At 68.0% G+C, this 25,655-nt stretch carries 25 protein-coding genes and 1 riboswitch; of the genes, 18 read left to right on the top strand and 7 right to left on the bottom strand.

What is annotated here, in order from left to right; all coding sequences use genetic code 11:
• Positions 1 to 384 precede the first annotated feature (384 nt).
• The gene (locus ACFVJ5_RS08340) at positions 385 to 867 is read right to left on the bottom strand and encodes a nuclear transport factor 2 family protein (protein ID WP_301907190.1); all 483 of its coding nucleotides are present in this window, start codon (positions 865 to 867) and stop codon (positions 385 to 387) included.
• 244 nt (positions 868 to 1,111) lie between these two features.
• Here ACFVJ5_RS08340 and ACFVJ5_RS08335 point away from each other — a divergent pair, with 244 nt between their 5' ends.
• The 4 genes from ACFVJ5_RS08335 (at position 1,112) to ACFVJ5_RS08320 (ending at position 6,218) form a co-directional block, all read left to right on the top strand.
• Positions 1,112 to 2,728: an ABC transporter substrate-binding protein gene (locus ACFVJ5_RS08335; RefSeq protein WP_379219190.1), complete on the top strand. Its 1,617-nt coding sequence runs from the start codon at positions 1,112 to 1,114 to the stop codon at positions 2,726 to 2,728.
• Positions 2,729 to 2,734: 6 nt separating this feature from the next.
• Positions 2,735 to 3,688 carry an ABC transporter permease gene (locus ACFVJ5_RS08330; protein WP_379219189.1) on the top strand — a complete coding sequence of 318 codons (954 nt, stop codon included), beginning with the start codon at positions 2,735 to 2,737 and terminating at the stop codon, positions 3,686 to 3,688.
• Between the two features lie 89 nt (positions 3,689 to 3,777).
• On the top strand, positions 3,778 to 4,593 hold the full coding sequence (locus ACFVJ5_RS08325; RefSeq protein ID WP_379219802.1) for an ABC transporter permease: 816 nt from the start codon (positions 3,778 to 3,780) through the stop codon (positions 4,591 to 4,593).
• On the top strand, positions 4,590 to 6,218 hold the full coding sequence (locus tag ACFVJ5_RS08320; RefSeq protein ID WP_379219188.1) for a dipeptide ABC transporter ATP-binding protein: 1,629 nt from the start codon (positions 4,590 to 4,592) through the stop codon (positions 6,216 to 6,218). The genes ACFVJ5_RS08325 and ACFVJ5_RS08320 overlap by 4 nt, the downstream gene beginning before the upstream one ends.
• Here ACFVJ5_RS08320 and ACFVJ5_RS08315 read toward each other — a convergent pair.
• On the bottom strand, positions 6,207 to 7,049 hold the full coding sequence (locus ACFVJ5_RS08315) for an LLM class flavin-dependent oxidoreductase (protein ID WP_379219187.1): 843 nt from the start codon (positions 7,047 to 7,049) through the stop codon (positions 6,207 to 6,209). The two genes, ACFVJ5_RS08320 and ACFVJ5_RS08315, sit on opposite strands and share 12 nt — an antisense overlap.
• A complete protein-coding gene (locus ACFVJ5_RS08310) occupies positions 7,046 to 7,702 on the bottom strand; it encodes a TetR/AcrR family transcriptional regulator (protein WP_379219186.1) in 657 nt (218 codons plus the stop codon). The genes ACFVJ5_RS08315 and ACFVJ5_RS08310 overlap by 4 nt, the downstream gene beginning before the upstream one ends.
• Before the next feature lie 224 nt (positions 7,703 to 7,926).
• On the opposite strand from ACFVJ5_RS08310, the gene ACFVJ5_RS08305 reads away from it, so the two are divergent.
• Both ACFVJ5_RS08305 and ACFVJ5_RS08300 read left to right on the top strand, forming a co-directional pair.
• Positions 7,927 to 8,373, top strand: coding sequence for a helix-turn-helix domain-containing protein (locus ACFVJ5_RS08305; RefSeq protein WP_379219185.1), 447 nt, complete (start codon positions 7,927 to 7,929; stop codon positions 8,371 to 8,373).
• Positions 8,373 to 9,815, top strand: coding sequence for an MFS transporter (locus ACFVJ5_RS08300; RefSeq protein WP_379219184.1), 1,443 nt, complete (start codon positions 8,373 to 8,375; stop codon positions 9,813 to 9,815). The genes ACFVJ5_RS08305 and ACFVJ5_RS08300 overlap by 1 nt, the downstream gene beginning before the upstream one ends.
• A gap of 23 nt (positions 9,816 to 9,838) precedes the next feature.
• On the opposite strand, the gene ACFVJ5_RS08295 is transcribed toward ACFVJ5_RS08300, so the two are convergent.
• The gene (locus ACFVJ5_RS08295; RefSeq protein WP_379219183.1) at positions 9,839 to 10,753 is read right to left on the bottom strand and encodes a LysR family transcriptional regulator; all 915 of its coding nucleotides are present in this window, start codon (positions 10,751 to 10,753) and stop codon (positions 9,839 to 9,841) included.
• Between the two features lie 192 nt (positions 10,754 to 10,945).
• Here ACFVJ5_RS08295 and ACFVJ5_RS08290 point away from each other — a divergent pair, with 192 nt between their 5' ends.
• From ACFVJ5_RS08290 to ACFVJ5_RS08275, 4 genes are all read left to right on the top strand, one after another.
• Entirely contained in the window at positions 10,946 to 12,319 is a 1,374-nt protein-coding gene (locus tag ACFVJ5_RS08290) for an MFS transporter (RefSeq protein ID WP_379219182.1), read from the top strand.
• Positions 12,316 to 13,062, top strand: coding sequence for a 3-hydroxybutyrate dehydrogenase (locus ACFVJ5_RS08285; protein ID WP_379219181.1), 747 nt, complete (start codon positions 12,316 to 12,318; stop codon positions 13,060 to 13,062). Before ACFVJ5_RS08290 ends, ACFVJ5_RS08285 begins: the two co-directional genes overlap by 4 nt.
• Positions 13,059 to 15,002 (top strand): acetoacetate--CoA ligase, encoded by a 1,944-nt coding sequence (locus ACFVJ5_RS08280; RefSeq protein ID WP_379219180.1) that lies wholly within the window; start codon positions 13,059 to 13,061, stop codon positions 15,000 to 15,002. The genes ACFVJ5_RS08285 and ACFVJ5_RS08280 overlap by 4 nt, the downstream gene beginning before the upstream one ends.
• A gap of 196 nt (positions 15,003 to 15,198) precedes the next feature.
• A complete protein-coding gene (locus ACFVJ5_RS08275) occupies positions 15,199 to 15,435 on the top strand; it encodes a hypothetical protein (RefSeq protein ID WP_379219179.1) in 237 nt (78 codons plus the stop codon).
• Between the two features lie 70 nt (positions 15,436 to 15,505).
• On the opposite strand, the gene ACFVJ5_RS08270 is transcribed toward ACFVJ5_RS08275, so the two are convergent.
• A complete protein-coding gene (locus ACFVJ5_RS08270; protein ID WP_379219178.1) occupies positions 15,506 to 16,636 on the bottom strand; it encodes a GDSL-type esterase/lipase family protein in 1,131 nt (376 codons plus the stop codon).
• 106 nt (positions 16,637 to 16,742) lie between these two features.
• Here ACFVJ5_RS08270 and ACFVJ5_RS08265 point away from each other — a divergent pair, with 106 nt between their 5' ends.
• A complete protein-coding gene (locus ACFVJ5_RS08265) occupies positions 16,743 to 17,222 on the top strand; it encodes a MarR family winged helix-turn-helix transcriptional regulator (RefSeq protein WP_379219177.1) in 480 nt (159 codons plus the stop codon).
• Here ACFVJ5_RS08265 and ACFVJ5_RS08260 read toward each other — a convergent pair.
• Both ACFVJ5_RS08260 and ACFVJ5_RS08255 read right to left on the bottom strand, forming a co-directional pair.
• The gene (locus tag ACFVJ5_RS08260) at positions 17,197 to 17,997 is read right to left on the bottom strand and encodes a helix-turn-helix domain-containing protein (protein ID WP_379219176.1); all 801 of its coding nucleotides are present in this window, start codon (positions 17,995 to 17,997) and stop codon (positions 17,197 to 17,199) included. The genes ACFVJ5_RS08265 and ACFVJ5_RS08260 overlap by 26 nt on opposite strands.
• Positions 17,998 to 18,260: 263 nt before the next feature.
• Positions 18,261 to 18,485 (bottom strand): hypothetical protein, encoded by a 225-nt coding sequence (locus ACFVJ5_RS08255; protein WP_379219175.1) that lies wholly within the window; start codon positions 18,483 to 18,485, stop codon positions 18,261 to 18,263.
• 190 nt (positions 18,486 to 18,675) lie between these two features.
• Positions 18,676 to 18,869: riboswitch (cobalamin riboswitch) on the top strand.
• Positions 18,870 to 18,897: 28 nt separating this feature from the next.
• On the opposite strand from ACFVJ5_RS08255, the gene ACFVJ5_RS08250 reads away from it, so the two are divergent.
• The 7 genes from ACFVJ5_RS08250 (at position 18,898) to ACFVJ5_RS08220 (ending at position 25,507) form a co-directional block, all read left to right on the top strand.
• On the top strand, positions 18,898 to 19,935 hold the full coding sequence (locus ACFVJ5_RS08250; RefSeq protein WP_379219174.1) for an ABC transporter substrate-binding protein: 1,038 nt from the start codon (positions 18,898 to 18,900) through the stop codon (positions 19,933 to 19,935).
• Positions 19,932 to 20,930 carry a FecCD family ABC transporter permease gene (locus ACFVJ5_RS08245; RefSeq protein ID WP_379219173.1) on the top strand — a complete coding sequence of 333 codons (999 nt, stop codon included), beginning with the start codon at positions 19,932 to 19,934 and terminating at the stop codon, positions 20,928 to 20,930. Before ACFVJ5_RS08250 ends, ACFVJ5_RS08245 begins: the two co-directional genes overlap by 4 nt.
• Entirely contained in the window at positions 20,927 to 21,994 is a 1,068-nt protein-coding gene (locus ACFVJ5_RS08240) for a FecCD family ABC transporter permease (RefSeq protein ID WP_379219172.1), read from the top strand. The genes ACFVJ5_RS08245 and ACFVJ5_RS08240 overlap by 4 nt, the downstream gene beginning before the upstream one ends.
• A complete protein-coding gene (locus ACFVJ5_RS08235) occupies positions 21,991 to 22,779 on the top strand; it encodes an ABC transporter ATP-binding protein (RefSeq protein WP_379219171.1) in 789 nt (262 codons plus the stop codon). Before ACFVJ5_RS08240 ends, ACFVJ5_RS08235 begins: the two co-directional genes overlap by 4 nt.
• The gene (locus ACFVJ5_RS08230; RefSeq protein ID WP_379219170.1) at positions 22,776 to 23,411 is read left to right on the top strand and encodes a hypothetical protein; all 636 of its coding nucleotides are present in this window, start codon (positions 22,776 to 22,778) and stop codon (positions 23,409 to 23,411) included. The genes ACFVJ5_RS08235 and ACFVJ5_RS08230 overlap by 4 nt, the downstream gene beginning before the upstream one ends.
• A 58-nt stretch (positions 23,412 to 23,469) precedes the next feature.
• A complete protein-coding gene (locus tag ACFVJ5_RS08225; protein WP_378629419.1) occupies positions 23,470 to 24,063 on the top strand; it encodes a hypothetical protein in 594 nt (197 codons plus the stop codon).
• Positions 24,064 to 24,286: 223 nt separating this feature from the next.
• On the top strand, positions 24,287 to 25,507 hold the full coding sequence (locus ACFVJ5_RS08220) for a serine hydrolase domain-containing protein (protein ID WP_379219169.1): 1,221 nt from the start codon (positions 24,287 to 24,289) through the stop codon (positions 25,505 to 25,507).
• The last annotated feature ends 148 nt before the right edge of the window (positions 25,508 to 25,655 follow it).

The following is a 25,655-nucleotide window of genomic DNA, read 5'->3' as shown; positions in this document are numbered from 1 at the left end:
CCGTACACGAACCGGAGCAGACTCCAGGAAACCTCGGCCGCCGTGTTTCTTCGGCCGGGCTGGATTCACCTTCGCACGGGATATTCAGAGGTCACAAGATCGCGGAGCAAACCCTGCGGTTCGACCGTAGGTTTCGACCGTCACGCCCGCAGGGTTCGAATATCACCTGGACGATCGCGAAAGTGTTGCCGGAACATCGGTGACAGTTCGATCATGGCGTCGGAAATTGACGGAGTGAATTGTTTCCCATGTCGCCGGAACATATTGTCACCGATGTCTCCGAACAATTCGTCCAATCGTTGCGGCGAAGTCCTGTGTACGCGAGATCGGGCCGGACTCGGCGACGAGTCCGGCCCGATCTCCGGTGGTGGCGCTGCGTGGTGTTCAGCCCGGGCCGTGGCCCGCGGCGACCCGGCCCGCGACATGGCGCACATCCCGATGCGAGATGAGCCACTCACCCTCGTACTGCTCGAACTCGTCCTGGACCAGTCCGATGACCACCCAGTCAGCCGGTCGGCCCACGTCGGTGGCGGCGGTGCTGGAGAACCAGTGCCACACGGTCGCATAGGCTGTGAGCAGGGGTTTGTCGCCGTTCCACTCGATGGTGGCCTGCCCGATGACATGGGCGACCAGGGAGCGCTGCGATTTGGGCACCCGGCTCATGTGATCGGTGAACTCGTCGCGGCCGTGGAACAGCACCGGCGGGCCGGGCATGATCCGGTACTCGATCAGCGCGTCGGGGGTGAAGCACTCGCTGAACCGCTCGCTCTCCTGGGTGTCGGCGATCCGGAAGAATTTGTAGAACGTTCGGAAGATCGCCCGCTCCGCTTCGATCGTGGCGAGCAGATTGTCATGTACAGCGGTCACGTCGGTCCTTTCTCTGCCGGACGACAACACATCGCGCGGCGCGTCGTTTCGATTATCGACACGGTGCGAAGCTAGCACGGTGCCGGACACCGTCCGACGGCGTACCGCACTATTCGGTCCGACGATGTATTCCGAGCGAAGTGATCCGAATTGTTGACCGGGTATTTCGAGATGTGAAATGTTTCGTCGTGTCGCCCGCCGTGAGTCCCACGTGAATCCGGGCAGTAGACAGAGGAATTCTGGCGTGAGCAGTGTTGTGCGTTCGAAGTCGATTCGCCGTGCCGTGGTGTCGGCGGCGGTGATCACCCTGTTCACCGGCGCCTGTGGCACCGGTGGCGAGCAGGGCGGCGATGCCGGTCCACCGAGATCCGGCGGTACGCTGCGGTTCTCGGTCGCCTCCGACGCGGGCTGTGTCGATCCCCAGCAGGTCGGTAGTAGCGACACCCTGTATTCGCTGCGCGAGACGGTCGATTCGCTGACCGACCAGGATCCCACCACCGGCCAGCCGGTGCCGTGGCTGGCACAGAGCTGGGAGGTGAGTCCCGACGCCAGGTCGTTCACATTCCGGCTGCGGTCCGACGCGACCTTCAGTGACGGCACCCCGCTGAACGCGCAAGTGGTGAAGGCGAACTTCGACGCGATCCCCAAGCTGGGCGCACTCGCCATCCTGTCCAAGGGCTATGTCACCGGGTACGCCGGCACCGAGGTGATCGACGAGCACACCGCCAAGATCACCTTCGAACAGCCCAACGCGCAGTTCCTGCAGGCGACCTCGACCGCCGCGCTCGGCCTGATCTCGACGGCCGACACGGCCAAGACACCCCAGCAGCGTTGCAGCGACGGCGTGATCGGCTCCGGTCCCTTCGTGCTGTCGAAATACGTTCCCAACCAGTCGATCACGATCACCAAGCGGGTCGGCTACGGGTGGGGCTCGCCGTTGTGGACCAAGCAAGGCGAGGCCTACCTCGACTCCATCGAGTTCACCGTCATCCCCGAATCCGGGGTGCGTGCGGGCAGTGTGCAGTCCGGGCAGCTCGACGTCGCCACCGGTCTCGGCCGAGCTGACGAAGCCGGGCTGAAGGCGTCGGGCATCTCGCTGCTCACCCGATCGCACCCGGGGGCGGTGTTCAACCTCGGCCTCAACAACTCTCGGCCGATCCTGCGAGATGTTCAGGTCCGTAAGGCGATTCAGGCGGCGGTCGACCGGCGCCAGATCGTGGAGGCGGTCTTCGCCAGCGGAACCGTGCCCGCCACAGGCATCCTCTCGCACACGACCCCCGGCTACACCGATCTGTCGGCGGATCTGGCCCTGGATGTCGCCCGGTCCACATCGCTGCTGGACGCGGCGGGCTGGCAGGTGGGCGGCGACGGCATCCGGCGTAAGGACGGCACCCGGCTGAGTCTGACGGTGGTGTGGTTCAACAACTCCCAGAACACCCGGGCGGCACTGGAACTGGTCCAGCAGCAGCTCAAGGTGGTGGGGGTGGAGTTGCAGCTCCAGGAGCTCCAGGTGACCCAGTTTCCGCAGCTGATCGGGTCCGGTGACTTCGACGGACTGTGGGGCGGCGACCTGAGCCGGGCCGACCCCGACTGCCTGCGCACGCTGTACTCGACCCGGCAGGTCAACGCCTACCGGCTGCCGCCGAGCGAGCTCGACGGACTGCTCACCGCCCAGGCGGCCGAGGCCGATCCGGCCAAGCGCCGGCCGCTCGTGGAGCAGGCCCAGCAGTTGGTGGTGCGCAATGCGTATGTGATCCCGGTGGTGGAACTCGAGACTGTGCTCGCGGCGGCGCCGACCGTGCACGGCCTGACCTTCGAGTCGTCGAGCCGGACCCGGCTGCACGACACCTGGCGGAGCTGAACCGGCATGGGACGGTACGTGTTACGCCGCCTAGCCCAGGCGGTCGGAGTGCTGTGGGCGGCGTACACGGTGTCGTTCTTCGTGCTGGAATTCCTGCCGGGCGACCCGGTGTCGGCGATGGCGGGCGGCGGACTGAACTCCTCGCCGGTGGACCCGGCCGAGCTCGCCGCACTGCGGGCGCAGTACGGCTTCGACAAGCCGATCGTGGTGCAGTACCTGGACTATCTGGGCCGGGCGCTGGTCGGCGATTTCGGGGATTCGGTGGCCACGGGCCGGTCGGTGACCGGCACGATCGCCGCGGCGCTGCCGCCGACCTTGCAGCTCACGGCGGCGGCGCTGGTGCTCGCGGTGCTGTTCGGCGGCGGGCTCGCCGTGGCGGCCACCTACACCTCGCGGCGCTGGCTGCGGCAGGTGCTGCTGTCGCTGCCGCCGCTGGCGATCTCGATCCCGTCCTTCTGGGCGGGTTTGATGCTGGTGCAGTTGCTGTCGTTTCGGATCCGGCTGTTTCCCGCGTTCGGCAACGCCGGACTGGCCGGGTTGGTGCTGCCCGCGGTGACGCTGGCCATTCCGACCGGCGCGCTGATCGCACAGGTGCTGGCGAAGAGTCTGCTGTCCACCCTGGACGCGCCGTTCGTGCACACCGCGCGGGCCAAGGGCGCCAGCCGGATCCGGGTCCATCTGCGGCACGCGCTGCGCAGTGCGTCGCTGCCCGCGCTCACCATCGTCGGGCTGCTCATCGGACAGTTGGTAGCCAGCGCGGTGGTGATCGAGACGGTGTTCTCGCGCAACGGACTCGGACGGGTCATGGCGGGGGCGGTGAGCGTGCAGGACATTCCGCTCGTGCAAGGAGTTGTGGTGTTCGGCGCGTTCGTCTTCGTCGTGGTGAACCTCATTGTCGACCTGATCTACCCGGTGCTCGACCCACGGATCGTGGTCGCGCCCCCGAGGAGCTACGCGTGACCGATATCGTGCTGACCGAGGCGGCCGTCACCCGAACCGTCATCGACGAGTTCGACGACGAGCACCGCACGGGTTTCGACTGGCGTCGGCTGCCGAAGTTCCTGCTGTACCGACCCGGCCTGGTCCTCTCGGTGGTCACGCTCGTGCTGGTTGTGCTGGCGGCGTTGTGGCCGACGCTGTTCACCTCCCGGGATCCGCTGTTCGGCGTCCCGTCGGAGATCTTCGCGCCGCCCAGTGGGCAGCACTGGTTCGGCACCGACGAACTCGGCCGCGACCTGTTCACCCGCGTCGTGCACGGCACCGCGCTGTCGTTGCAGGCCACGGTGATCGCGGTGGCCGTCGCGTTCGTCGTCGGGGGCGCGATGGGCCTGATCGCGGGGTTCGTCGGCCGCTGGGTCGACGACGTGCTGATGCGCTTCGCCGATGTGCTGCTGTCGATTCCGTCGCTGTTCCTGTCCTTGGCCCTGGTGACCGCGCTGGGCTACGGCACCGTGAAGGTCGCGATCGCGGTGGGTGTGGCCAGCGTGGCCGGCTTCGCCCGGGTGATGCGCGCCGAGGTGCTGCGGTTACGGCAAGCGGTGTTCGTCGAGGCCGCGTGGTCGTCGGGGGCACGCTGGTACACGGTGCTCGCCTGGCACGTCCTGCCGAACGCGATCGGCCCCGTGGTCGTGCTGGCCACCTTGGACCTCGGCACCGCCGTGCTGGCGGTGTCGTCGCTGAGCTTCCTCGGCTACGGCGCGGTGCCCCCGGCGCCGGAGTGGGGCTCGCTCATCTCGAGCGGCCGCAACTATCTCGCCAACGCGTGGTGGATCTCGACGATGTCGGGCCTCATGGTGGCGTTCGTCGTGCTCGCGACCAACCGGATCGCACGGGCACTCGATGGAGAGTGGGCGAATCGTCGATGACCGGAAATCTGCTGGAAGTGCGTGGCCTGTCGATCTCCTACCGCACCAGCACCGGACGGGTGCGCGCGGTGGGCGCGGTCGATCTGGACATCGCGCCGGGCGAGATCGTCGCACTGGTCGGCGAATCCGGCTCGGGCAAGAGCTCGACCGCGCATGCCATCACCGGGTTGCTGCCCGCCGCGGGCCACATCGACGCGGGCCGGATCCAGTTCGCCGGCAGGGACCTGGCGAAGGCGGGGGACCGGGAGCTGCGCGCGATTCGTGGGGCACAGATCGGGTTGATTCCCCAAGACCCCGGCGTCTCGCTGAATCCGGTGCAGCGCATCGGCACCCAGGTCGCCGAGGTCCTGCTCGTCCACGGCCTGGCGACCCGGCGATCGGCGCCCGAGGCAGTGGTGGACCTGCTCGAGCAGGCCGGGATGCCCGACCCGAGAACACGGGCCGACCAGTATCCGCACGAACTCTCCGGTGGCATGCGCCAGCGGGCACTGATCGCGATCGCCATCGCCGCGAACCCGGCGCTGATCATCGCCGACGAGCCGACCAGCGCGCTGGATGTCACCGTGCAGCGACGCATCCTCGACCACATCACCAGTCTGACCGAAACCCTCGGCACCGCAGTACTTCTCGTCACCCACGACCTCGGAGTCGCCGCCGATCGTGCGCAGCGGATCGCGGTGATGTCGCGGGGCCGGATCGTGGAGAGCGGGCCGACCCGCGAGATACTCGACGACCCGCGCGATCCGTATACCCAGCAGTTGTTGCGCAGCGTGCCCGGACGTGCCGGTGTGCGGGCACGGCCACGCCAGCCGGGCACCGAACCGTTGCTCGCGGTCGACAACCTGGTGAAGGAGTTCCCCCTGCCGCGCGCGAACGGCCGCGCGACCAAGACCGTCCGCGCCGTCGACGGCGTGAGCTTCTCGCTGCACCGCGGGGAGACGCTGGCACTGGTGGGGGAGTCCGGGTCGGGCAAGTCCACCACGGCCAGAATGATTCTGCGCCTGGCCCCGCCGACCTCCGGGCGCATCGTGTTCGACGACGACGATGTCACGGCCATCCGGGGTGCGCGATTGCGGGCGCTGCGGCGTCGCGCTCAGGTGATCTACCAGAATCCGTACGAGTCGCTGGATCCGCGGTTCTCGATCCAAGACGTGATCAGCGAGCCACTGCGGGTTTTCGGCATCGGTGACCGCGCGTCGCGTGCGGTGCGGGCGCGCGAACTGCTCGACCGGGTCGCCCTTCCCGCGTCGACGCTGGGGCGCAGGCCAGCGGAGCTCTCCGGTGGACAGCGTCAGCGGGTCGCGATCGCCAGAGCGCTGGCCCTGTCGCCGGAGCTGGTGGTCTGTGACGAGCCGGTCTCGGCGCTGGACGTCTCGGTGCAGGCGCAGATCCTCGACCTGTTCGCCGAGCTGCAAGCCGAGACCGGCGTGGCGTACCTGTTCATCTCGCACGACTTGGCGGTGGTGCGCCAGATCGCCCATCGGGTCGCGGTCATGCGGCAGGGTCGCATCGTCGAGATCGGCACCGCCGAAAAGCTTTTCGGCGAGCCGGCGCACGAGTACACCCGTCAGTTGCTGGCCGCCATCCCCGGCGCCGGCCTGGTCGACGGCAGCTCAGGTGCCTGAGAGCAGACTCACCACGGGCGCGAGTTCGCGTGCCGCGTCGTCGTCGAGAACGATGTAGGAGATCCCGAACTCGTCGCGGAGTCGGCGCAGCTGATCGGCTGCCCGCGCGGGCGATCCGGTGAGCAGTGTCGGGGCTCCATCGGGCATCGGCGGACCGATGGTGCTCGTCGGGGTGCTGAAGCGCAGCGCCCGTTCGATGCCGGAAAGCCGTGGGCCCGCGGCACTGTCGAGCCATTCGACCTGGCGGGTGAGTTGTTCGCGGGAGAAGGTGCTGAACGCGACGGTGTCGGCTTCGGCCGCGGCGAGTTCGGTGGCTCGTCGCCCGCCCGCGGCGAGCAGCAGCGGCACCTTGCGTGGTGGAGCGGGCACCAGCGTCGTTCCGGTGTTCGCGTAGTAGGCCCCGGTGGCCTCGACCCGCTCACCGCGCAACAGTGCGTTGAGGATGCCCACCGATTCGGCGAGACGCTCGAACCGAACCCGGGCGGAGTCGGCGGCGATCCCGAGTTCGCCGTAGCCGATGGCGGTCTGACCGGCGCCGAGGCCGAGCTGGAAGCGGCCGCCGGAGACCAGGTCCAGGGTGGCGGCTTCCCGTGCGAGGACGAACGGATTGCGGAAGTCGTTGGCCAGTACCCATGTTCCGACCTGGAGCGTGGTTGTCGCCGCGGCGGCGTAGCTCAACGCGGTCAGTGGCGCGGGCACCGGTGCGGGCAGGTCGGGCAACAGCAACGCGGAGATCCCGGCGTCCTCGGCCCATCGCGCGGTCGAGATCCACGACTTCGGGTCGGCGGGGGAAACGGTGACGAGGCCGAAGCGAAAAGGGTGGTGGCTCAAGGGTTCTCCGGTGTCCCGTAGGCGCGTAGGAAGGTGTCGACGGCAGCGGTGGCGACCGCGTGCATCTCGGTGGTGGAGACCTTGCGGGTGCCCAGCCGGGTGCGGCCCTCCATCGGGCCGGTGATCAGGACGAGGAACTGCTCGGCGGCGATCGCCGGATCGCTCGCGCGCAGGTGGCCCGACAGCGACAAGCGTGCCAGCCGATCCGCGAGCGCGTCGCCGAGCTGATCAGAGGTCCGGCTCACCACGACATCCATCAGATCGGGGAACTGCGCGACCTGACCGTAGGTGAGCCAGCGCAGCGACCGGGACTGCTCGGTACAGCAGGACCGGATCAGTCGGTACGCCACGTCTTCCAGGGTGGCGCGCAGGTCCTCACCGGGATTGCGCAGCCGCTCGACCACCGCCAGATTCTCGGCGAGCACCGCGTCGCTCACGGCGGCCAGCGTGTGCCGGAACAGCGTTTCCTTGTCGTTGAGGTGGTTGTAGATGGTCGGTTTGGCGACACCGGCGACCTCGGCGATCTCCTGCACGCCCGCCTGCGCGTACCCGCGGCGAGCGAAGACGACGAACGCCGCGTCCAGGATCGCCTGCCGCTTGTCGATCCGTCCACGCGAGGCCGACTGTCCGGTCGGCGGTGTTGCTACAGCCATCCATGAACCATAGCGCAATCGCACCCGAAGTTGCCTGGCGGGTTCATTGTTATATACCGAGTTGCGAGGTGTATGTGAGGACATTAAAGTGAACCAGCAAGTTCAAATGCTCTGTTCCACGTCGGGAGATATCTATGATGCAACCCCCAGGAGACAGGCTCGATCCACTTGCACGCCAGCATGTTCGACGAGGCGGAACCCGTCCGCCGAACGAACGCGGTGCAGTGGTCGGTCTCGAGGCCGAGCCGTGGCTGGAGATCCTGCAGGCACCCGACCGAAACGGGTTGACGGTGACCGAGGTATGCCGGCGATACAACATTTCGCGCAAGAGCTACTACAGCTATCTCGCGCGCTACCGGGAACACGGCGTGGCGGGATTGGCGCCGCGGTCGCGCCGCCCGAAGAGTTTCCCCGCCCGGACGTCGGCCGACATCGAGGCCGTGGTGGTGCGCGTCCGGCTGGACCGTCCGCAGTGGGGAGCACGCAGAATCCGCGCGCACCTACAGCGAGCCGGGTCGACGCGTGTCCCGGCCGTGTCGACAGTGCACGCGATTCTGCGCCGGCACGGTCTGGTCGGTACCCGGTCGGACCACGGGGCGCCGAGCACCGCGATGACGGAGCAGTTGATGACCACACACCGGACACCTAGCCGCGCAGGGAGCTACACCTGATGAGCACCTCGACTTCCACTCGAGACGACGCGACCGACTCGCTGTACCCGCGACGCTGGGCCGCGATGGTCGTGCTCGTTCTGGGATTCACCCTGGACCTGCTGAACGTCACCATCGTCAACGTCGGGCTCCCGGCGATCCAGGCCGACCTCGGGGGAACTCCGTCCCAGGTCGGCTGGATCGCGACGGCCTATCTGCTGGCGTTCGCGGCAGCGCTGATCACCGCGGCCCGGTTGGGTGATCTGTGGGGCCGCAAACGGGTGTTCCTCGTCGGTTTGGCGCTGTTCGCGCTCTCCGGGGCCTGGTCGGCACTCGCGAACAGCCCAACCGAACTGATCGCCAGTCGCGCTGCGCAAGGCGCAGCGGCGGCGATCCTGGCGCCGCAAGTTCTCTCGAGCCTGTTCGTCCTGTTCCGTGGACCCGAGCGCGCCACTGTCCTCGGCATTTTCGGTGTGGTCGCCGGACTCGCACAGGCCGGGGGGCTGCTGCTCGGTGGCGTGCTCGTCACCGCGGACGTCGCCGGTCTCGGTTGGCGAGCGATCTTCTGGATCAGCGTCCCGGCGGCCGTGATCCTGCTCGGCCTCGGCGCCTGGCTGGTCCCGGAGAGCCGCGCCGAAGGTGCGCTGCGGCCACGGTGGCTCGCCGCGGTCGGCCTGACCGTCGGATTGGTCGCCATCGTGTTCCCGCTGCTGGAAGGCCGCACCTACGACTGGGCGCCGTGGATCTGGCTGTTGCTGGTCGCGGGTATCGCCGCGGTGGCGCTCGTCGCCATCGTCGAGAATCGCGATGCCGTCGGTCGGGCCGGCGCGCTCTTGCCGCTCGAGCTGCTCCGCGCGCGCATCAGCAGTGTCGCCCTCGTCGTTCAGCTGGTTGCCTTCGCCGCCTTCAGCGGATTCCTGCTCGTTTTCGTTCTCTGGCTCCAGGAGGGTCAGGGCTACACCGCATTGCGAGCAGGCGTCGTAACCGTCGCGTTCTCCGTCGGCGGACTGGCGGTCGCCCCGCTGGTGGGACGGCTCACCATGCAGTTCGGCCGCTACGCCGTCGTCGCCGGCACCCTTTTCGGCGCCGTCGGCACCGTGGCGGTGCTCGGTGCGGCACTGACCGCGACCACCGATGTGAACCCGTGGCTGCTCGCGCCAGGGCTGTTCGTCGTCGGTGTCGGCATCAACCTGGTCCAGCCGCCGTTGACGACCTTGTTCCTGTCGACGGTGCCGACGCGATACGCGGGGTCGGCGTCGGGGATCTGGACCACCGGCCAACAGTTCGGTGGCGCAGTGGGTGTCGCGTCTCTGAGTGCGATCTTCTTCGGGGTCGCCGCCAGTGACGGCTACCGCAGCGCGCTGACGGCGTGCGCCCTGACGATCATCGCGGCGCTGGTGGTGAGTGCGGCGCTCTGCTTCGCGTTGCCTTCGCCGGAGCCCTCGCCGGAAGCCGCGGGCTGAGGCCCACGGAACGCCAACCCGGTCTACTCGGCGCCGCGGCCACCGACTTGCCGGTGTATCGACAAGGGCTCTGCGCGGTCGCCGAGTAGCTCGGCACGGCGTTCGTGGACCGTAGCCCGCAGTGCCTCGACGACCGCCGCGACTTCGGGGCGCCGCAGGGTTTCGGGCCGGGCGACGAGCCAGTAGGTGAGTTGGACGCGGACCTCGTCGGGCAGGACCCGGACGAGGTCGGCGTGGCGGTCGGCCATGAAGCAGGGGAGTAGCCCGATCCCCGCGGCGGCCCGGGTGGCTTCCACGTGGACGAAGACGTTGGTCGAGGAGACGGATCGGCGCAGGGTGGGGGCGAAGGCGAGGGCCAGGTCGAGGTCGTCGACCTGGAGGATGGATTCGATGAAGTAGACCAGCGGGTGGCGGGTGAGTTCGGCGACGGTGGTCGGGACGCCGTGTTCGGCGAGGTAGTCGCGGGAGGCGTAGAGGCGAAGGCAGTAGTCGCCGAGTTCGATCGCTTCGGCGCGGTGGACCTGCGGTTTGCCGACCACCACTTCGATGTCGAGGCCGGTTCGCTGGGTGGATGCTCGCCGGGTCGCGGCGATGATGTCGACGGCGACGCCCGGATGTCTGCGCTGCACGCGCACCGCGGACGGCGGAGCGAGGTAGGCGCTGAAACCGTCGGTGGCCGAAATCCGCACCACGCCTTCGAGTGTGCGTTCGCCCGCGCTCGAGGCGAGTGATCGGACGGCGGCCTCGACGGCTTCGGCCGCCGTCAGCGCCTCGCGGCCCAGGTCGGTGAGCTCCCAGCCGCCGGTGACTCGGGTCAGCACCCGTCCGCCCATGGCGTGTTCGAGGGCGGCGATACGACGAGAGATCGTCGTGTGGTTGATGCCGAGCTCTTCGGCGGCGGTGATATAGCGCCCCGACCGGCCGACCGCGAGGAGCACGAGCAAATCATCAGCGCTCGGCCTGCGTCCCGACGTCGACGAAGAATGACTCACGTGTGCAGTTTCGCAGATTGCTGCTGCGAAACTGGCCATTGTCACCGAGATAGATCTGCACGAATACTCTCCTCACGGCTTGTGGGCCGCATCACATTAATGGCGTGATGTGACCTGGAACATCGAAGGAGTAGTGCGATGAGCGTGCGGAACGCGATACGACCGACCGGCGACGACCCGGACGAAGCCCCCAGTGGACTGCGGCGGGTCGTGGCCGCCTCGATGGCGGGCACCGTCGTCGAATGGTACGAATTCTTCCTCTACGGCACCGCCGCGACCCTGGTGTTCAGCAAGGTGTTCTTCTCCAAGGACACCAGCGACCTCGATGCGATCCTGGCCGCTTTCGTCACCTACGCCGTCGGGTTCGCGGCGCGCCCGCTCGGCGGTATCGTCTTCGGCTACTTCGGAGACCGATACGGCCGCAAGCAGTTGTTGCAGGTGAGTTTGGTGCTCGTCGGTGCGGCGACCTTCCTGATGGGCTGTCTGCCGACCTTCGCCCAGATCGGCTATTGGGCACCGGCGATGCTGGTGATCCTGCGCTTCGTCCAGGGCTTCGCGATCGGCGGCGAATGGGGCGGCGCGGTGCTGCTGGTAGCCGAGCACAGCCCGAGTCGCAGTCGCGGATTCTGGTCGAGCTGGCCGCAGGCCGGTGTGCCCGCGGGCAATCTGCTCGCCACGATCGTGCTGCTGGTGCTGACCTCGACCCTGTCGGACGCGGCATTCCTGAGCTGGGGCTGGCGCGTGGCGTTCTGGCTGTCGGCGGTGGTCGTGCTGGTCGGCTACTACGTGCGCACCAAGGTGACCGACGCCCCGATCTTCGTGGCCGCGCAGCAGTCGATGGACCAGGCCAAGGCCGCCTCGTTCAGCCCGTTCGAGGTGCTGCGCAAGTACCCGCGTGGTGTGTTCACCGCGATGGGTCTGCGCTTCGGCGAAAACATCATGTACTACCTGGTGGTCACGTTCTCGATCACCTACCTCAAGGTTCACGTGCACGCCGACACCACGACGATTCTGTGGTGGCTGCTCATCGCCCACGCCGTGCACATGGTGGTGATTCCGGTGGCGGGTCGCCTCGGTGACCGTGTCGGGCGTCGCCCGGTCTACCTGGCGGGCGCGGTCGCCGCGGCCACCTGGGGCTTCTTCGCCTTCCCGATGATGGACAGCGGCAACAGCGTGATCATCCTGTCCGCCATCATCATCGGGCTGGTGTTCCACGGATTCATGTACGCCGGTCAGCCGGCGATCATGGCCGAGATGTTCCCGACCCGGATGCGCTACTCCGGTGTGTCGCTGGGCTACCAGGTCACCTCGATCGTGGCGGGCTCGCTGGCGCCGATCATCGCGGTCAAGCTGCTCGACGAGTTCGGTTCGTCGGTCCCGATCGCCTGGTACCTGGCGTTCGCGGCGGCCGTCACCGTGATCGCGGTGGTGTGTGCGAAGGAGACCCGCGGGATCGACCTGGAATCCGTCGACCTCGCCGATGCCTCCGCCACGAAAGGTGTTGCCGCATGAGCGACCTCACCGGACGTAGGGCACTGGTCACCGGTGGGGCGAGCGGCATCGGCGCCGCGTGTGCGCGGGAGCTGGCCGCGCGCGGCGCCGAGGTCACCGTTGCCGACATCGACGGAGTCGCCGCGAAGGCGGTCGCGCACGACATCGGCGGGCATGCTTGGAGCGTCGATCTGCTCGAGGTCGAGGCGTTGGCCGACTTGCGGCTCGAGACCGACATTCTCGTCAACAACGCGGGGGTGCAAAGTGTGAGCCCCATCGAGGATTTCGCGCCGCACCGATTCCGCGCCATGCAGACACTGATGGTCGAAGCGCCGTTCCTGCTCATCCGCGCTGCCCTCCCGCACATGTACGCGCGGGGTTTCGGCCGGATCGTGAACATCTCCTCGGTGCACGGGATCCGCGCCTCCCAGTTCAAGGTCGCGTATGTGACGGCCAAACACGGGCTGGAGGGGTTGTCGAAGGTGACCGCGCTCGAAGGCGGCCCGCACGGGGTCACCAGCAACTGCGTCAGCCCCGGATATGTGCGAACACCCCTGGTGGACAAGCAGATCACCGAGCAGGCGGCCGCGCACGGGATCCCGGAGCAGGAGGTGCTCGAGCGGGTGCTGCTCACCGAGAGCGCGATCAAACGGCTGATCGAGCCGCAGGAGGTCGCGGCGCTGGTCGGTTGGCTCGCCTCCGACACCGCGGGCATGGTCACCGGCTCGTCCTACGTCATGGACGGAGGGTGGAGCGCCCGATGAGCGCAGTGGCAGCGGCACCGCAGTGGGTGCCGGACGACAACGACATCGCCGGAGCTCGGATCACCGACTTCGCGCGGTTCGTGGCCGAGCGGCACACCGTCGCGGTGCCCGACTACCACGCGTTGTGGCAGTGGTCGGTCGACGATCTGGACGGATTCTGGGGTTCGGTGTGGGACTACTTCGAACTCGGTGACCGCCCCGGTGCGGTGCTGGCTTCCTCGGAAATGCCAGGGGCCCGCTGGTTTCCCGAGGTCCGGCTGAACTATGTCGACCAGGTGGTCCGGCAGGCCCGCCCCGATCGTCCCGCGATCGTGTCGGTGGCGGAGGACGGGTCGGTCAGCGCGTTGTCGTGGGACGACTTGCTGAACCAGGTGGCGGCGTGCGCACAGACGCTGCGCGATGTGGGTGTTCGGTCAGGGGACCGGGTCGCCGGTTACCTGCCCAACATCCCCGAGGCGGTGATCGCCTTCCTGGCGACCGCGAGCATCGGCGCGGTGTGGAGTGCGTGCGGGCAGGACTACTCGGCGAAGGCGGCGCTGGACCGGCTCGGGCAGCTCGAGCCGGTGGTGCTGGTGACGTGTGCGGGTTACCGCTACGGAGGCAAGCACCACCGACGATCCGACGAGATCGCCGAACTGCGCGCCGGTCTGCCAACGGTGGTGGCGACGATCGTGGTATCGCAAGAGCACCTTTCCGGCACGCTGAACTGGGCGGATGTCACCGCTGGTGGCGATCGATCCACGCTCTCGACGGCCGAGGTGGGTTTCGATCATCCGCTGTGGGTGCTGTACTCGTCGGGGACGACAGGTCTGCCCAAAGGCATCGTCCACGGTCACGGCGGGGTGCTCCTCGAGCACCTGAAAGCGATGGCGCTGCAGTCGGACCTCGGTGCCGACGACACGTTCCTCTGGTACACCAGCCCGAGCTGGATGATGTGGAACTTCCAGGTCGCCGGTCTCCTGGTCGGCGCGACGATCGTCTGCTATGCGGGGAGCCCGAGTTTCCCGGCCCCGGATGCGTTGTGGGACATCGCCGCTCGAGTCCACGCCACAGTTCTCGGCACCAGCCCCGGCTATGTGCTGGCTTGCGCAAAGGCCGGCGTGGTGCCGCGGCGCGAACACGACCTGACGAGCCTGCGCCTGATCGGCGTCACCGGATCGGCGCTTCCGCCGTCGTCGTCGATCTGGTTGCGCGACAACGTCGGTGCGCATATTCCGGTCGCGTCGATCAGCGGCGGCACCGACGTGGTCTCGGCCTTCGCGGGCGGCGCGCGAACCGTCCCGGTCCGTCCCGGAGAGCTGTCGGCCCCCTACCTGGGTGTGGCCCTCGAAGCCTGGGACGACCAGGGCAACTCGGTGCACGGCGAAGTCGGCGAACTCGTCATCACCGAGCCGATGCCCTCCATGCCCGTCGGCTTCTGGAACGATCCGGACGGATCTCGCTACCACGCAGCCTATTTCGACACCTTTCCCGGTGTCTGGCGCCACGGCGACTGGATCACCCGGACCGAGCACGGCAGCGTGATCGTCCACGGCCGCTCCGACTCCACCCTCAACCGCCACGGCATCCGCATGGGCAGCGCCGACATCTACCAGGCGGTGGAACAGCTCCCGGAAATCGCCGACGCCCTGGTCATCGGCGCGGAGCAACCCGACGGCGGCTACTGGATGCCCCTGTTCGTCGTTCTCGCCGAGGGCATCACCCTCACCGACGACTTGACCGCCCGGATCGGCGCGATCATCCGCACCCGGACTTCCCCGCGCCATGTCCCGGACGACGTCATCAGCGCGCCCGGCGTCCCCCGAACCCGCACCGGCAAGAAGCTGGAGGTCCCCGTCAAGAAGCTTCTCCAGGGCGCCGATCCCACGACTGTCGTCGACCCCAGCGCGGTCGACGACCCCGCACTACTCGCTTGGTACGCCCGGTTCGCCCGAACATAGCTTCCTGACGACCAGCGCTGAAACCGTGGTGTCGATCGGGGCGCGACGGCACGATCTACACAATATTCGCCGGGAAGAACGCTTGTTGTGGACGCTTGGTCATGTTGTAATCCAGATGTTTGCTGATGAATGTCGGCGGCGCTGGTTGCTTGTGCCCGAGCGACCGCCGAGACCGTTCGGAAGGGTGGGGGACGAGATGGCGCGACGCATGGAGAACGGGTCGGAGACCAACGCGGGAGGCGCCGGCGATTTTCCCGTGGTCGAGATCGCGGACAGTCCGCTGACCTCCGACCGTGTCGAACGGCTGAGTTCGGCGGCCCGTCATCGGATCGCGGCCTTCGTGCACACCACCCTCGCCGATCTGGACGAGCTACCCGAGCCCTGGGTCCCACCCATCGAGGTGACCCTGCGGTTGACCGACCGCGAGCACTAGGCGCCCCTCGCCAACAGCACGCTCTCACCGAAGTGGACACGGTGGGAGCGTGCTGATCTCGATCGATGTGTCAGTGGAAGAGGGCGGTGAGATCGGCGGTGGCTGCCATCGCCGCGGCGCCCGCGTCGTTGAGGTGCATGCCGTCGCCGCTGTCGAACTCGGGGCGGATGTAGTCGGGACGGTGGGGGTCGGCCACGGCGCGATCGACGTCGAAGATCGAGTCGAAAACGTCGGTGGCGCGCAGCCAGTCGTTGACGGCGTGGCGAGTCGGCTGGGTTTCCAGCAGGGGCATGCCGGGGTAGACGCAGCCGGCGTAGGGGCCGATGGTGGCGGCGTGGATGCGCAGTCCGGCGGCGTGGGCGCGCGCGGCCAGGTCGGTGAAACCGGCGATCAATTCCTCGGCGGTCGCGGAGGGCTGTCCGCCCATCGCACCGAGGATGAGGTCGTTGATACCGAAATTGACGAGGATGTCGGTGACGCCGGGGACCTGCAACGCGTCGGAGTCGAAACGACCCGAACCGGACTCGCCGATCTGCTCGGCGGTGAGACGATTGCCGGAGATCCCGTTGTTGACCACCCAGCCTCGGGTGAGACGGGCGTTGAGAGCATCGACCGAGCGGCGATTGGCGCTCTGTGTCGTACCGAAGCCCTCGAACCAGGAGTCGCCGAACGCGACGGCGACCGGTGGCGGGTCGGTGACCAGCACGTCGATCCCGGTGATGAAGAAGCGGAACGGAACCTCTTGCGCACCACTGAGTTCCACATCCGCGGTGTGGTCGCCGGTGACGATGTAGGCGATCTCGCCGGGTTGGTGGGAGAAGGTGGCGAGGCCGGTCGGTGCCGGGACGTACAGACTGAGCAGCAGATCTTCGCCCGCGGCGACCGGCAAGGCGATCGGATCGCTCACGAGCTCGGCCCCCGCGTCGATGGTGACCTGCGCCGCGCCGCCGAACGTGATCTCGCGATCGGCGATGATCGCCGATCCGGTCTTGCGCGCTGCGATGCGCGCGGCGCCGATCCGCAGCGGCGCGAGACCGTAGCGGTTGGTCAACCGCACGCGTACCGCGTCGCCGCCACCTGCCATGCGCACGACGTGGCGCACGGTTTCGTCGGCGAACTCGCGTGACTCGGCCAGCTTGATCTGTTCCTTCGGGTCGATGACACCGGTCCGGAACCCGGCGACCCACATGTTGCGCTGCATGATTTCTCCGATATTTGCTGTGCGGAATAATGCCTACGCATAGGTTTACTCGAAGGTATTCCTCATGTCAACTATCCGCATGGCAAGTATCAGCTAAGCTGGCCTCATGTCCGTCCACGAGCTGTTCGACGACCCCCGCTTCACCATCTCCGGCTTGCTCTTCGAGGCGCACAGCGGTCTGATCGCCAAGCTCGAGCCGACCTGGAAAGCGCACGGCCTCTCCGGTCTGGAACTCAACGCCCTGCTGAGACTGAGTCGCTCTCCGAACAGCCGCCTACGGATGTCGGATCTCGCCACCCAAACCGAGCTCTCGACCAGCGGCGTCACCCGTGTGGTCGACCGCCTTGCCGCCGCGGGGCTGATAGAACGCCAGCTCGACCCGACCGACCGCCGCAGCGCCTACGCGGCCTTGACCGACGCCGGCATCCGCCGCCTCGAACAAGTCCTTCCCGATTACCTTGCCGCCCTCGAGCGATGGCTCACCGGCCTGCTGACCCCCACTCAGCTCGACGGCTTGATCACCGGCCTGCGCGTGATCCGCGATGCCACGAACCCGGCGGCTACCGCTGTGTCCGACCAGTCGTGAGGCTGTCACGTGGTGCAGGCGTGGTTTCGAGGTCGAATCGGAATCCCGAGCGCAGGGCCGCCGTGGCGGACATCCCGAACATGCGGTGGAAGGTTTCGCTGAAATGGGAGGGTGTGGCGAACCCCGCGTCTGTCGCCGATCGGGTCAGATCGTGGCCGGCGGCGACATCGCGCATCGCGTGCAGGACGCGGGCCCACTGCTGGTAGCGGCGGAAAGTGGTCCCGTACTGCTGGACGAACAAGCGCAGGAAATGCGAGGTGGACAGGCCGAGATTCGCGGCGATCGGTTCGGCCCGGAACACTCGATCCGGGTGCTGTCGGATCGCGGCCGCGACACGCTCGATGCGCGGATCGATCTCGGCGGGGGGCCCGGCACCGGCCAGCGCCAAGATTCGGTCCGGGTCCGTGTCCGGTAGACGGCATTGCTCGACCAGCTCGCGCTCGCGCAGGTGGTCGAATCCGTACGGCCCCTCGGTGGTCGCCATCTGTCCTTCGATGGCCGAGGCATGCGACCACAGGAGCAGGATCGGTTTGTCGAGGGTGTTCACCCGGTGCACCGCGCGAGCCGGGGCGTACGCGCTACGAGTGAGGATCTCACCGTGGCTGGCGGTCTCGAGGACGAACGGCCCGTCGAGCCCGACGCTGAGTACCGCGACGGAGGTGGAATGCAGGTCGACGCCGAGTTCGGGCCCGATATACCCGGCATGACCCGGCCGGATCCAGACCACCGGTGACCGCGCCGGACCACACGATTTCGCAGGCGCACCGTCGGTCACACCCGCCAGAGTATCGGTGCGCCGCGCGGAACCGCGCCGGCTGATGTCAACCGGCGACGATGACCGGATAGACGCCGGTGAAAGCAGGCGGGTCGGCTTCAGGGGAGTGAATGGTACCGGTTATACGGTGCCGACCCGCCTGCAATCCATTCGTCACCGGCGTCGGTGCGGATGGGATTCGCGAGCTGGATGCCCATGTCCTGCAGTGCAACTCGCAGACGCGGGCACCGCGGACCCGGCAAGCACCGGGTCCGCGGTGGGGTTCAGGGCAGGGGAACCCAGGTGCCGAAGAACCAGAAGCCGTGCTGCGGCGCGTCGTTTCGGTGATGCTCCGGCTGTTGCTGCGGCCGGTGCTCCTGACTCTGCTCGGGCCGCTGCTGGTCGTGCCCACCCGGATCCGCGCTCGCCACGCCCGCCGTGGCGCCCAGCACCCCGAGTGCGAGAGTGCCCGCCACCGCGGTCTTGGCCACTGTCGACTTCATTCTCATGCGCGTTCCTCCTGATCTTCGATCTCACCGCCGAGATCGTCGGCCGGCCGAAGTGCTCGGCCGATAGCTGAATCTTCGCGGCGCAACCGTCGAGCCCGGTGGGACCCGGCTGGGAGTCGGCTGTGTATCGAATCCGGAGGCCGCGCTCGCGCACAGGCCCGGCGCCGACCCCTCGATGGAGCCGACGTTGCTACAGTTCACCAGCCGTGGTGTTCGGGAAACCGGTGTAGAACCGGTGCGGCCCTCGCCACTGTGATCGGGAGTTGTGAATCGATCCGGACGACGTCAGTCATCCGGAGCCACTGGGGCACCCGCCCTGGGAAGGTGGATTCACCGCGCATTATCCCGTCAGCCAGGAGACCGGCCACGGCTACGCACTACCCCATTCCACGAGGACCTGGAAGGCCGTCTCTTGACCCGCTCTGTTTTCGCGCGCCTACGTTCCGGCGCGTTGCTCGCCTGCACGCTTGTTGTCACCGGTTGTGGTGTGCAACCCCTCTCCGACGCGGGCGGCGCAGCTGTCGTCACCCGCGTGAACTGTGGGATCGACGTCGCCGTCGACGGCCCACCGCAGCGGATCTACGCGGCGTATCAGCCCTCGATCGAGATCGCGCACGCGCTCGGTGTCACCGACCGGCTGGTGGGCACGGCATTCCTGGACTCCGCCGTGCTTGCGGAATACGTCGACGCGCAGGCACGCTCGCCATACGTCGAGAAGCTGCCCAGTCGCGACGAACTGCTCGCCCAGCGACCCGACTTCGTCATGTCGGGTTTCAACGGGGTGTTCGCCTCCTCGGCGCAGAACAGCGTCGGTACCAGGGCAAGCCTGCACGAGTTGGGCGTGCACACCTGGGTGCTGAGTCCGCTGTGCCCGAGTGCCGACGGGCTCGCCGATGAAGCGATCGACCCCGAGACCGTGCGCTTCGACAACGTGTACGCCGACCTGCGCGACCTCGGTGCCCTGTGGGGCACCCCCGAACGCGCCGAAGAAGTTGTCACGCAGCTGAGTTCGCGCATCGACGCGGTCCGGGCGAAGGTCGGCAACGCGGTGAAGCCGCGGGTCGCGGTCGTCACCCCCAAAGACGACGGCTCCTATACCGTGGCAGGCGGCATCGACTTCATCACCCAGATCATCGAGGCCGCAGGTGGAGTGAATGTCTTCGCCGATCTCACCGCCAAGCGCAACGTGCCCGTCGGCGCGGAAGAGCTCATCGCCCGTGACCCCGACATCATCCTGACCAGCCTGTGCTGCAAGGCGACCTACACGCGCGCCGACGGTCAGCCCCAGGTCGACAAGATCGTCGGAAACCCGGCGTTCGCGAATCTGACGGCCGTGCGGAACGCGACTGTGCACCCGTTCCTGTTCGCCGACCGGGCGGCAGGGGTGCGGATCGCGCACTCGACCGAACTGGTCGCCGAATTGATCCACCCTGAGCTGTTCCGGCGGTGACGCGCACCGCTGGCGGCACCGGTCCGATCCTGGCCGGCGCCGCGCTGGTGGCTGTCTGCGTCGCGTCCATCCTGATCGGTTCGCACCCGCTCACCCTCGACCAGGCCGTGGTCGCGTTCACCGATTTCCAGGGGACCGACACCGACCGGGTCGTGCGCTACATCAGGCTGCCCAGAACTGTCGCGGGACTCCTCGCCGGTGTCGCGTTGGCGCTGGCGGGCGCGGTGATGCAGGGGCTCACCCGCAACCCACTGGCCGGGCCGGGCCTGCTCGGCATCAACGCCGGTGCGTCGCTGGCGATCGTGCTCGCGATGGGTGCGTTCGGCCTCACGGCGACGGGCGGATTCATCTGGTTCGGTTTCCTCGGTGCCGCGGTCGCCGCGGCGTTCGTCTATGCGCTGGGATCGTTGGGGTTCGGTGGCGCGACCCCGGTGAAACTGGCGCTCGCGGGTGCTGCCTGCACCGCACTGTGTGGGTCGATCACCACGGCGATCACCCTGCTCGACCGGACCCTGTTCGACAACTTCCGGTTCTGGGTGGTCGGCTCGTTGGCTCGCGCCGACATCGAATCCGTGTGGGCGACCGCACCGTTCATCGTCGTCGGGGTGTTGCTGGCGGTAGTGGTGGCACGGCCGTTGAACGCTGTCGCCATCGGTGACGACATGGCGCGCACGCTCGGCACCCGACTGGTCGCGACGCGCGCGACCGGCGCGTTGAGCGTGGTGCTGCTCGCAGGCTCGGCGGTGGCCATCGCCGGACCGATCGCCTTCATCGGCTTGGTGATCCCGTACATCGCCCGATTCTTCGCCGGACACGACTACCGGTGGATTCTGCTGTGGTGCGCGCTGCTGGGCCCGACGCTGCTGTTGGCGGCCGACATTCTCGGACGGATGCTGGCGCGGCCACAGGAAATCCAGGTCGGCATCATCACCGCCTTCGCGGGCTCACCGTTCTTTCTCTATCTCGTGCGCAATCGAAAAGTGGCCACACTGTGACGGGCACCGAGGGCGGCGTCCTGCCCAGCGGCACGCTACTGCTACGAACACCCGACCGGCGCATCGTCTTTCGCGTCGGGAAACGGTCCGCGATCGTGACCGTACTGATCACGGCCGCCGCGATGGCGGTGGCGGCGTGGTCACTCACGATCGGCTACTACCCGCTCACGGTCGCTGACGTGATCCGGGTACTCGGTGGCGGCGGCACGCTCATCGAGTACGACGTGGTGGTGGCCGATCGGTTGCCGCGCGTGCTCACCGGGCTGTGCGTCGGCGCGGCCTTCGCGATATCGGGAGCGATCCTGCAACGGATCGCGACCAACCCACTGGTGAGCCCCGAGATCATCGGGATCAACGCGGGCGCCTCACTGGGCGCCTTGGTGGTGAGCGTGTTGCTCGGTGGCGCCGGACTGGGGCTGGTCGGCGGCGCGATACTCGGCGCCGGGGTGGCCATGGCGCTGATCGTGGCCGTGGCCACCAAGGACGGACTCGACGGCTATCGACTCGTGCTCGTCGGTATCGGCGTCACGGCGATGCTGTCCTCGGCCATCGCGTTCATCCTGACCATTGCCGACAACTACCAGGCGCATACCGCCGCCATGTGGCTCACGGGCAGCTTGGCCAACCGCGAGTGGAGCCACGTCGGGTTCGCCGCGGCGGCGCTGGTGGTGGTCGTGCCGCCGCTGATCGTTCTCGCTCGCTCGTTGCCGCTGCTGGAAATGGGCGACGAACTGGCGAATTCGCTGGCCGGGCGGCGCGGCCCGCACCGCATCACGCTCATCGTCGTCGCGGCCGCCGCCGCGACGCTGGCGACGGCCGCGGCCGGGCCGATCAGTTTCGTCGCCTTGGTGGCGCCGCAGATCGCGCGACGGCTGCTGGCCGAACGCGGTGCGGGGCTCGCGCCCGCGGCTGCCACCGGGGCATTGCTGGTGGTCGCCGCCGACCTGGCCGCCCGGCGGCTGTTTCCGGCGGAACTCCCCGTCGGGGTGGTGACCGCCATCCTCGGCGCTCCCGTCCTCGTCTACCTCCTCGCCCGTGCAACCCGGATCGGACACGCTGGATGACCGCACACCTGACCACCGAGGGACTCACCCTCGGCTACGGCGACACCGCGATCGTCACCGACGCCACCGTCGACTTCCCGACCGGTGCGATCACTGTCATCGTCGGCCGTAACGGCTGCGGCAAATCGACCTTGCTGCGTGGCCTGGCCCGGCTGATCGCGCCGACGGCGGGCGCGGTCCTGCTCGACGGCGCCGATATCGCACCGCAGCCCGCGCGCACGGTCGCCCGCCGGCTCGGCATGTTGCCGCAACAACCTGTCGCCCCCGACAGCATCACCGTGGGTGAACTCGTCGGCCGCGGCCGTCATCCGCACCAACGCTGGTTTCGTCAGTGGTCGGTGCAGGACGGCGAGGCCGTGCGAAAAGCGCTGGTGGCCACCGACACTCTCGAGCTGATCGACCGATCGGTGGATCAGCTCTCCGGCGGTCAGAAGCAACGGGTATGGATCGCGCTCGCGTTGGCTCAAGACCCCGAGGTCATGCTGCTCGACGAACCGACGACCTTTCTCGACCTGGCGCACCAACTCGACGTGCTCGACGTCCTGCGCAACCTGTTGCCGCGCACCATCATCGTCGTCCTGCACGACCTCAACCTCGCCGCCCGCTACGCCGACCACCTCGTCGCCGTGCAGGACGGCCGCGTGGTCGCTCAGGGTGCACCCGCCGAGATCGTGCGCCCCGAGCTGGTGTCGGAAGTCTTCGGCATCGACTGCACCGTGATCGAGGACCCGATGACGGGCACACCGCTGGTGATTCCGGCCCCGCGAACGGTGCGCACCGCATGACGCGCCAGTACGTCCTCATCGCCCGGCCGACTCCGTCGGGCGTCGACCTGCCGTCTGTCCGAGCTCTGGCCGAGGCTTGCGGGGTCGGCTACGCGCTGCTCGACCAGGAGGAGCCGACCATCCACACCGCCCTGGATACCGCCGCCCGCGACGAATCGCCGGTCACACTGATCCCGCTCGCCGTGCCACGCGACCGCTACCTCGAGACCTGGATCGCGCGAGCGGTAGCGAACTGGAAGGAAACGCGCGGGAGCGAACTCGACGTGCGCATCACCGACGGCATCGACACCGCCGCCGGATTCGCCGATGTGGTGCGTTCCAGGATGTCCGAGGACGGCGCACCGGTCACGGCGAGCCCGCGAGCCTTCCGCAGTCCGGCCTTGTCCGAAATCCCCGACCACACCTCCCACATCCTGGTGTGCCGAGGCCCCCGCTGCACCGTGTACGGCGCGGGCGAGCTGCACCGGACACTGCGCCGCGACCACCCCGACGCCCTGATCACCGCGACCGGCTGCCTCAACCCGTGCAATCTGGGCCCGCTCTACATCACCTACCCGGACGGCGAATGGCATACCAACGGCGTACGCGGGGGTGACTCCGTCGGCGCTGCGCGCGATAGCCTGACGGAATGATCGAGGACGAACCGACCACGATCCACCCAGACCGGTCCGCGCGGCGGTCGGCCCTCGCATGCTGATCGAGAAACAGCGCTGGGCCGGGATCCGCAGCGGGGCGGTGACAGTGCTCTTTCGCCGGTGGCGTCACCGGCAGGCCACCGAGGGCAAGGTCTACCGCACCGGCGCGGGACGCATCGCCGTCGACCAGCTGTCGACGGTCACCGCCGATCAGATCAGCATCGAGGACGCGCGCGCCGCCGGATATGACGCACCCGCCGAGGTGATCGCCGATCTCCGTGGCGCCCCGGAGGACCCGATCTATCTTCTCCGAATCCGCTGCCTCACCGACGAAGACCCGCGCGACGCGCTGGCCGCCGACGACCGGATCGACGATGCCGCGGCCTTGGCCGCCCGCCTCGCCCGCATGGACCGGACCGATGCCGAGGGCCCGTGGACCCACGACACGCTCCGAATCATCCAGCGGCGCCCCGCAACCCGGGCTCCCGACCTGGCCGAGGAACTCGGGCGTGACCCGCACCGCTTCAAACTCAACGTACGCAAGCTGAAGAACCTCGGCCTGACCATCAGTCTGGGCACCGGCTACCGGATCTCACCCCGCGGCGCGGCCTTGCTGGCAGCCCTGGATTCAGCGCAGACCGGGGAGTGAACGCGGCGAGTGAACCTCGGCGCCGCCTTGCCTATCAGGCGGGCGGCGCCCGCGGTCGACGCCGAGGTCGGGGCCCGAAATACCCGGCATGACCCGGCCGGATCCAGACCACCGGCTACCGTGCCGGACCACACGATTTCGAAAGCGCCCCATCGGTCGCACCTGCCACGGTAACGGTGCGCCGCTTCGAACTACAGCGGCCGACCACGAGAGGACAGAAATCGTGAAGATCCCACTGGGGATGCTGGTAGGCGTCGCCGTCCTGACTGTCAGCGCATGCGCGATGCGGCCGACGGCCAGCGAAACAGACACTGCGCAACCAGGTTCCGGACTCGATCCGGCTGCGCTGCAATCCGCGCTGGATGCGGTCCGCGACGCGGGAATGACCGGTGTGTACATGGAGGTACGTGACGGCGACCGGGTGTGGAGTGGCACGGCGGGGGTCGCCGACGTCACCTCCGGCGAACCCATCGGCCCCGACATGGTCCACCGAGTAGGCAGCATCACCAAGACGTTCATCGCGGCCGCGATCATGCAGCAGGTCGAGCAGGGGCGGATCGGGCTCGACACACCGATCGGTGACTACCTGCCGCACTTGGTCCCTGGTGAGCGTGGCGCGCAGATCACGGTTCGGATGCTGCTCAACAACACCAGCGGTCTGGCCGAGCACCTGCCGTACTCATTTCCTTCCCTCGCAGCCTTTTTCGGCGGGACGCAGCTGTCATCGGAGAGCTTGGACAAGCATCGGTTCACCCAGTTCGACCCGGTCGAGTTGATCGGAATGGGCGTCAGCGCGCCGCCCGCCACCCGGGCGCCCGGCGCGACCCCCGGCGTGTACTCCAACACCAACTACTTCCTGCTGGGCGAACTGCTGGAGCGGGTGACCGGAACTGCATTCGAGACCTATGTCGCCGAGAAGGTGATCGGACGCGCCGGGCTCGAGCACACCGCGTTTCCGGACGGGCCGACCCTGTCGGTTCCGCACCCGCGAATGTACGAGCGGCTGTTCGGAATGATCGATCCGCCGCGCGACTACAGCGTCTACAACATGTCGTGGGCGCTGCCCGGCGCCGGACTCGTCTCGACCATGGCGGACCTGAATCGCTTCTACCGCATGCTGTTCGGTGGGCACATCGTCAGCCGCGAGTCGTTGGCGCAGATGCAGCGTACGGTGCCCGTCATCGCACTGGACGGTACGCGGATCGAGTACGGTCTCGGCCTGCACCGGGTGCGGACTCCCGGCGGCGAAACATTCTGGGGCCACGACGGCAGTGTCTTCGGTGCCCAAGCGCTATCTCTGACCAGTGCCGACGGCACCCGCCAGATGTCGGTCGCGACAAACCTCGTGCGGTGGAACGAGATCGGCCCCGACGGAAAGCCGAAGCCACACCCCATCGACGACGCCCTCGCCACCCTCTACCACATCGCGATGGGCGGCGAGTGATCCTTCGGCGGCGCTCTGTGCCCCCGGCCCGCCACCCCAGTCGTCGGGGCCGACGGCCCGGATCGGGTGCCCCGACTCGGTGCCGAAGTCTCGCACCGCAACTCGCGCGTCACTGATCGTCGAGTGCAACGTTCCGGGCTCGGCGAAC

The organism is Nocardia sp. NPDC127606 (assembly GCF_042671725.1).
Lineage (GTDB): Bacteria > Actinomycetota > Actinomycetes > Mycobacteriales > Mycobacteriaceae > Nocardia.
The sequence above is the reverse complement of the archived record's forward strand: the minus strand, read 5'-3'. Positions and strand labels throughout refer to the sequence as shown.